6 protein-coding genes are annotated in these 7,177 nt (G+C 61.4%); 4 read left to right on the top strand and 2 right to left on the bottom strand.

From position 1 onward, the window contains the following. Positions 1-129: 129 nt before the first annotated feature. Entirely contained in the window at positions 130-690 is a 561-nt protein-coding gene (locus tag EBS11_RS27665) for an acyloxyacyl hydrolase (RefSeq protein ID WP_290608616.1), read from the bottom strand. A 131-nt stretch (positions 691-821) separates the two neighbouring features. On the opposite strand from EBS11_RS27665, the gene EBS11_RS27660 reads away from it, so the two are divergent. Further along, entirely contained in the window at positions 822-1,724 is a 903-nt protein-coding gene (locus EBS11_RS27660) for an NAD(P)-dependent oxidoreductase (protein ID WP_290608614.1), read from the top strand. Here EBS11_RS27660 and EBS11_RS27655 read toward each other — a convergent pair. After that, positions 1,721-2,914 carry a M20 aminoacylase family protein gene (locus EBS11_RS27655; RefSeq protein ID WP_290608612.1) on the bottom strand — a complete coding sequence of 398 codons (1,194 nt, stop codon included), beginning with the start codon at positions 2,912-2,914 and terminating at the stop codon, positions 1,721-1,723. The genes EBS11_RS27660 and EBS11_RS27655 overlap by 4 nt on opposite strands. 207 nt (positions 2,915-3,121) lie before the next feature. Between EBS11_RS27655 and EBS11_RS27650 the strand changes: the two genes are divergently transcribed. The 3 genes from EBS11_RS27650 to EBS11_RS27640 form a co-directional block, all read left to right on the top strand. Beyond that, positions 3,122-5,197, top strand: coding sequence for a molybdopterin oxidoreductase family protein (locus EBS11_RS27650; protein WP_290608610.1), 2,076 nt, complete (start codon positions 3,122-3,124; stop codon positions 5,195-5,197). 1 nt (position 5,198) lies between these two features. Then, the gene (locus EBS11_RS27645) at positions 5,199-6,254 is read left to right on the top strand and encodes an aminopeptidase (protein WP_290608608.1); all 1,056 of its coding nucleotides are present in this window, start codon (positions 5,199-5,201) and stop codon (positions 6,252-6,254) included. 276 nt (positions 6,255-6,530) lie between these two features. Further along, on the top strand, positions 6,531-7,177 hold a 647-nt coding region (locus tag EBS11_RS27640; protein ID WP_290608606.1), incomplete at its 3' end, for an AMP-binding protein.

Raw genomic sequence — 7,177 nt, 5'->3', positions numbered from 1 at the left:
GGGCGCATCCCCCCGCCTCGCCCGTTAGCAATGACCTTGGCGTGAGCGGCATTGCGGGTCTGACCCCGGCTGTTCAGCAGACGAAAAAAAAGCAGCGCTATGCGCTGCCTTTGTCAATTATCAAACCCATTAAAAGTGATAAGCGACTTTGACGTTCATGTAATTGACGCCGCTATTCGGTTTCTTGTAGCCGCCGTTCGAGAAATGCTGGATTTTCGCAGCGACTTCCCATTTGTTGTTGAAGACGTAGCCGACGCCGATGTGGTCGCCGAACTGGAAGTGGGTCGACAGGCGGTTATCGTCGTTATCGTACAGCTTTGACAGCATGTGTACGCCGATACCGGCTTCCGCATAAAAGCCCAGCTTATTCGTGTTCTCAAAGCGGAATACAGGGGTCAAACCCAGATCCCACAGCTTTTGATGCTGGCCAGGTACATTGCGATAGCTCTTGCCATCCCAGCCGCCAATGCTTGCATCCCAGTAACCGCTCAGTTGCGTGCCATTCGAGACAAACCAGGCCTTATCCCAGTTCGAGGTCACGCCAGCGCGTATCATTTGCACCTTCACGCCCTTGGCGTACTCGCCGTAGACCGAGTCGATCAGTTTGTCGTCCGCTGCGAAGGCCGTGTGGCTGGACAGCAGGGCGGCGGCAAGCGCCAGGAATTTGCATACTTGATTCTGATAGGACATATCTTCTTTCATCGTAAAATTAGCCAACGGGATGCGCACTAGCCATCGGTAGCGCGCGGCAGAGTGTAGTGTAACTGCTGAACATCAAACCAATTCTTACCATTACTTAATATTTGGCCATAGGAGCCGCAGTGACATTCCCTACAAAGATTGCCTTCCTGGGTATAGGCCTGATGGGCGAGCCGATGGCGCGCCGTTTGCTGCAAGCTGGGTATTTTGTCACAGTTTGGAATCGCACGCTAAGCAAGGCCCAAGTGCTGCAAGCGGCCGGTGCGCAGGTGGCGGCATCGCTGCCCGATGCCGTGTCCGATGCCGAGATCGTGATATCGATGCTGGAAGCTGGGCCCGTTGTCGCCGGCCTCATCGGGGATGCCTTGCCAGACTTGAGGCCGGGTGCCTTATGGATCGACATGAGTTCGACCCAGCAAGTTGAAGCGCAGCAATTCCACGCCCGGCTGGCAGGTGCCGGCCACGGTTTCATCGACGCGCCCGTCTCAGGCGGTGTCGGCGGCGCGCAGGCCGGCAGCCTGGCGATCATGGCCGGCGGCAGTGGCAGCGATTACGCCCGCGTGGAAACGCTGCTAGCAGCCATGGGCCGGCCTACTCTGGTGGGGCCGGCGGGTAGCGGCCAGGTGGCCAAGCTGTGCAACCAGCTGATTGTGGGCACCACCCTGAACATCGTGGCCGAAGCCTTGTTGCTGGCCCAGGCGGCAGGCGCCGATGCGGCTGCCGTGCGCACGGCCATCCGTGGTGGTTTTGCCGAAAGCAGGATTCTGGAAGTGCATGGCCAGCGCATGCTGGAAAGGAACTTTGTCGCTGGCGGCCAGGTGAAAAGCCAGGTCAAGGATATGCACAACATCCTCGCGGCGGCCGCGGCGGCCCACGTCACCTTGCCGGTGACGCAGCTGGTGACGCAGCGCTATGAAAGCATTGCCGAAACGTATCCGACGGCGGACCATGCGGCAGCCTTGCTGGCCCTGGAAGCATTGAATCCGGGCCAGCGCCTCGGTGACGGCCCGGATAAGCTTGCTTAACTGACGGGCAGGCTCGCTTCGGCCAGCTTGACCCAGAAACTGGCACCGATGGGCAGCAGATTGTCGTTGAAGTCGTAGCTGCCGTTGTGCAGCACGCACGGCCCCAGGCCGTGGCCGCCATCGCGGTGATCGCCGTCACCGTTGCCGATGAAGATGTAGCAGCCGGCTTTTTCCTGCAGGAAAAACGCGAAATCCTCGGCGCCCATGGTGGGTTCGACATTGGCATTGACCTTGTCGGCGCCCACCACGCTTTTCATGACTTCGACGGCAAACGCCGTTTCTTTCGCATGGTTGACCAGCGGCGGATAGTTGCGTTTGAAGTGGAACTCGACTTCCGCGCCAAACGCGGCGGCCGTGTGCACGGCGATGTCGCGCATGCGCTCTTCGATGAGGTCCAGCACGGGCGTGGTGAAGGTGCGCACGGTGCCGACCAGGCTGGCATCGTCGGGTATCACATTCGTCGCGCTGCCCGCATGGATTTGCGTGATCGACAACACGGCCGTGTCCAGCGGACTCTTGTTGCGGGTGATGATGGTTTGCCAGCTTTGCGCGATCTGCACGGCCACCATCACGGGATCGATGCCCTTGTGGGGCTGGGCCGCGTGGGCACCCTTGCCTTTTACGGTGACGTGGAATTCATTGCTGGACGCCATCATGGGCCCTTCCACCACGCTCAGCGTGCCCGTTTCGGCGCCTGGCCAGTTGTGCATGCCATAGATGGCATCCATGGGAAAGCGGGTAAACAAGCCGTCTTCGATCATTTCACGGGCGCCGGCGCCGCCTTCTTCGGCCGGCTGGAAGACGAGGTAGACGGTGCCGTCGAAGTGACGGTGCTGCGCCAGGTAATGGGCGGCACCGAGCAGCATGGCCGTATGGCCGTCGTGGCCGCAGGCGTGCATCTTGCCCGGATGGCGCGATGCATGCTCGAAGGTATTCATTTCCTGCATGGGCAGGGCATCCATGTCGGCCCGCAGGCCGATGGCGCGCTTCGAGGTGCCATTCTGGATGATGCCGACCACGCCCGTGCGGCCCAGGCCGCGTACCACGGGAATGCCCCATTGCGTCAGTTTGGCGGCGACCACGTCCGAGGTGCGCTGTTCTTCATAGCACAGCTCGGGATGCGCGTGCAGGTCGCGGCGTATGCCTTGCAGCTCGGATTGAAACGCCAAGATGGGATCAACTAGTTTCATCGGACTCTCCTGTGGATGCGGGCGCGCAGCCATGTATGGCGCGCCGGACCGATCATGTTTGATCAAAAACATGCGCGGTGAATAATGCATTGTAGCCCTTGTTTGCCGGGTAAATCCAGCGCACGGACCAGCTTGCCCTGACGCCAACAGCAAGCACGCGGAATGGTTTACAGTATCGCCTTCCGCTACCGTTTCTGGATTGCCCTCATGACCACCACCCAAGTGCGTGCCGCCTGCCCGCTCGATTGTCCCGATACATGTGCCTTGCTGGTCACGGTGACCGATGGGGTGGCGACCGCCGTCAAGGGCGACCCGGATCACCCGACGACGGCGGGCGTGCTGTGCACGAAGGTATCGCGCTTCACGGAGCGCACCTACCATGCGGACCGCCTGCTGACGCCGCTGCGCCGCGTGGGCAGGAAGGGGGAAGGCAAGTTCGAACCCATCAGCTGGGACGAGGCACTGACGACCATCGCGGCCCGCTTGAAACCGATCGCCGCGCGCGATCCGCAGGCAATCTTGCCGTACAGCTACTGCGGCACCATGGGGCTGGTGCAGGGCGAATCGATGTCGTCGCGCTTTTTCAACCAGCTCGGTGCTTCCCTGCTGGACCGCACCATCTGCGCCTCGGCGGGCGCCACGGGCTACCGCTACACGGTGGGCGCCAGCATCGGTACGGACCTGGAACAGTTCCAGAACGCCAAATTGATCATCATCTGGGGCGGCAACCCGATCGCCTCGAATCTGCACTTCTGGATGCGCGCGCAGGAAGCCAAGCGCAATGGCGCCACGCTGATCGCCATCGACCCCTACCGCTCGCTGACGGCCGAAAAATGCCACCAGCATATCGCCTTGCTGCCCGGTACGGATGCGGCCCTCGCCCTGGGCTTGATGCATGTCCTGATTGTGGAAGATTGGCTCGATCATGACTATATCGAACGCTACACTGAGGGTTATGACGCCTTGAAACAGCGTGCCCTGGAGTGGCCGCCTGAACGGGTAGCCGAGGTATGCGGCATCACGACCGCGGAAGTGGTGGACTTGGCGCGCCTGTACGGCCAGACGTGCCGCGCGGGCGAGGGAGCCGCCATCCGCACCAATTATGGCGTGCAGCGCGTGCATGGCGGCGGCATGGCCGTGCGCAATATCGCTTGCCTGCCGGCCCTGACGGGCGCCTGGCGCCATGCGGCCGGCGGCATGCAGCTGTCGAGCTCGGGGTCCTTCCCCATCAACCGCAAGGCCCTGCAGCGCCCCGATTTGCTGAAAAGCACGCCACGCACCATCAACATGAGCACCATCGGCGACGACTTGCTGAAAGCCAGCTCGCCCGAATTCGGCCCGCAGGTGGAAGCGGTGATCGTCTACAACTCGAATCCCCTGGCCGTGGCACCCGATTCCTCGAAAGTGGCGCAGGGCTTTGCCCGTGAAGACTTGTTTACTGTCGTGCTCGAGCACTTCCAGACCGATACCGTCGACTACGCCGACATCGTGCTGCCCGCCACCACCCAGCTGGAACACGTCGATGCGCATGCCACCTATGGCCACCTGTACATGATGGCGAACAATGCGGCCGTCGCACCCCTGGGTGAAGCGAAGGCGAATACGGAAATCTTCCGCTTGCTGGCCCGCTACATGGGCTTTGATGATCCCTGCTTCCAGGAAAGCGACGATACGCTGGCCGCCAAGGCCTTCGATGCGACGGATGCGCGCGCCGTGCATTTCGATTGGGAATCACTGAAACGCACGGGCTGGCAAAAGCTGGCCATGCCGGAAGCGCCGTTCGCCACGGGCGGTTTCCCCACGCCGTCGGGCAAGTGCGAGTTTTATTCCAGCGCCATGGCGCAGGCGGGGCTCGATCCCTTGCCGACGTATATCGCGCCGCACGAATCGCTGGCCAGCAATCCTGCGCTGGCGGCACGTTTCCCGCTGGCGATGATCTCGCCGCCGGCACGCAATTTCCTCAATTCCACCTTCGTCAACGTGAAAAGCCTGCGCGCGGCCGAGGGCGAGCCGCACCTGGATATCCATCCGGATGACTGCGCCGCGCGCGGCATCGTGGCCGGCGACATGGTGCGCATCTTCAATGACCGCGGCAGCTTCGTTGCCAAGGCCAGGGTCACGGACAAGGCGAGACGGGGCCTGGTGGTGGGCCTGTCGGTGTGGTGGAAAAAGCTCGCCAGCGACGGCAAGAATGCGAATGAGGTGACGAGCCAGCGCTTGACGGACATGGGCCGCGCGCCCACCTTCTACGACACGCTGGTCGAAGTGGAAAAGGCAGCCTGACATGGCCCTGGCGCGCTGGCCGGCCCGGCTGCTTGTCGGCATGCTGTGCCTGTCGCTGGGCGGCTGCACGCAGCTGCGCTACTACACGCAGGCGGCGCAGGGGCAATATGCCCTGTGGTCCGGCGCGCGGCCCATCGGCGACTGGCTCGATGACCCGGCCACCGAGCCGCGCCTGAAGGTGCGCCTGGCCAAGGCGCAGCAGATCCGCCGCTTTGCCGTGAGCGAGCTGGACCTGCCCGACAATGGCAGCTACAAGAACTATGCCGCCCTGCAACGGCCCTTCGTGCTATGGAACGTGGTGGCCACGCCGGAACTGTCCTTGCAGCCGCTGCAATGGTGTTTTCCCATCGCCGGTTGCGTCAATTACCGCGGCTATTACAACAAGGATGAGGCGCTGGCGTATGCCGACGAGTTGCGCGCCCTGCACTACGACGTGCAGGTGGGCGGCGTGCCTGCGTATTCCACCCTGGGCTGGTTCGACGATCCCCTGCTGTCGACCTTTATCAATTACAACGATGCGGAACTGGCCCGCCTGATTTTCCACGAACTGGCGCACCAGGTGGTGTACGTGCCCGGCGATTCGGCCTTCAACGAGTCGTTCGCCAGCGCCGTGGAAGAGGCGGGCGTGCAGCGCTGGCTGGCGCAGGAGGGCACTGACGCCATGCGCGCGGCCTACGTCCAGTACACGGCGCGGCGCCAGGATTTTCTCGCCCTGCTGCTGAAATACCGGGGCGAACTGGAAGCCGTGTATGCCAGCGACGCCAGCGATGCGGACAAGCGTGCGCGCAAGGCGCAGGTATTTGCTGCACTGAAACAGGCATATCAATTGCTCAAGCAAGACTGGGGTGGTTTTGCCGGCTACGACCGCTGGTTCGAGCAGCCATTGAGCAATGCGCACCTGGCTTCCGTGTCCACCTACAATGAATTTTTACCGGCCTTCAAAAAATTGCTGGAAGAAAAAAAGAACTTTCGTGCTTTTTATGCTGCAGTGCACACAATGTCCCAGCTCGGCAAGCCTGAGCGCAGGCAGGCGCTGGAACAATTGTCCAGCCCGTGACCCGTAAAGATTGTCCCATGCGCCGAGGCGGGCGATCCTGCAATGGCGTATTTATCATGCTGCAATGCAGCATAAAACGGCCCTAGAGTTGCCGCTCGAATCCTGTTGAAAGCGCTTGCATGGAAGCGCGGCGCCCGATAGCATCGCGTTAGTAGCATAGAGCAATTGCTCGTCAGAATGCTCAAACTGACTGCCGGACGACAGAATCCGCAGCAATGATCCGCGTCGGCAAGGTGCGCCGGCTCCCCCACGATTATTCGAGACAAGAGGCACAGGATGGAAAAAATTTGGCTGAAGTCGTATCCTCCCGGCGTTCCCGCCGACATCGATCCTGATCAATATCGTTCGCTGGTGCATCTGCTGGAAGAAGCGTTTCAAAAATATGCAGACCGCAATGCCTATGTCTGCATGGACAAATTTCTCACCTATGCCGAACTCGACACCTATTCGCGCCAACTGGGCGCCTGGCTGCAAAGCCGCGGCTTGAAAAAAGGGGCCAGAGTCGCCCTGATGATGCCGAACGTGCTGCAGTACCCCGTGGCGATCGCTGCCGTGCTGCGCGCCGGCTATACGGTGGTCAACGTCAATCCGCTGTACACGCCGCGCGAACTGGAGCACCAGCTCAACGATTCGGGCAGCGAAGCCATCATCGTGCTGGAAAACTTTGCCCATACGGTCGAGCAGGTGCTGAGCAAGACGGCCGTCAAGCACATCATCGTCGCCAGCATGGGCGAAATGCTGGGCGGCTTGAAGGGCATGATCGTCAATTTTGTCGTGCGCAACGTCAAGAAGATGGTGCCGGCCTACTCGCTGCCGAACGCCATGCGTTTCAAGCAGGCGCTGGCGCTGGGCAGCCGCATGAAACTCACGCCCGTCGAGCTGAGCATCAACGACGCTGCCTTCCTGCAATACACGGGCGGCAC

The sequence above is a fragment of the Janthinobacterium sp. genome, from assembly GCF_009923995.1.
GTDB lineage: Bacteria > Pseudomonadota > Gammaproteobacteria > Burkholderiales > Burkholderiaceae_D > Janthinobacterium.
This window is presented reverse-complemented; position numbering and strand designations above follow the sequence as displayed.